This window comes from Suttonella ornithocola (assembly GCF_001889065.1).
Classification (GTDB): domain Bacteria; phylum Pseudomonadota; class Gammaproteobacteria; order Cardiobacteriales; family Cardiobacteriaceae; genus Suttonella_A; species Suttonella_A ornithocola.
In genome coordinates this window covers 1-507 of the sequence record NZ_LWHB01000358.1, presented here as the reverse complement: position 1 = coordinate 507, position 507 = coordinate 1, and the positions used below count along the sequence as shown (strand labels likewise).

Here is a 507-nt window from a genome sequence, read left to right as displayed (position 1 = left end):
TAAACCGTAATACCATTAACCGCTGGTACGCTATCTTTCGCCAAGAAATTTATCAGTATCAACTAAACCAGAAAAACCTTTTATATGGCTCAATTGAGATCAATGAATCCTACTTTGGCGCAAAGCGTCAAAGGGATTATCATGACAAGCTCAAACGTGGTCGTGGGACTTTAAAACAATCCGTCTTTGGTATCTTTGAAAGACAAGGTCGTATCTATACTGAGATCATTCCCGACTGCAAGAAAAAGACCTTGCAAGGTGTTATTCTTGGTAAAGTAGAGCTTGATAGTGTCATATACTCGGATGGTTGGCGTGGTTACAATGGCTTGGTTGACGTTGGCTATGCGAAACATTTTAGAGTAGACCATGGCAATAATGAGTTTGCTCATGGTCATTACCATATCAATGGTATTGAGTCTTTTTGGAGCTTTACCAAGCGGAGGCTGAGCAAGTTTAATGGTGTTACAGTCAATTTTGAGCTTCACTTAAAAGAGTGCGAGTGGCGTT

1 protein-coding gene is annotated in these 507 nt (G+C 40.4%); it reads left to right on the top strand.

Annotation, left to right across the window (positions count from 1 at the left end; genetic code table 11):
• The coding region (locus A5N85_RS14385; protein ID WP_084601832.1) for an IS1595 family transposase at positions 1-507 on the top strand (507 nt) is incomplete at both ends.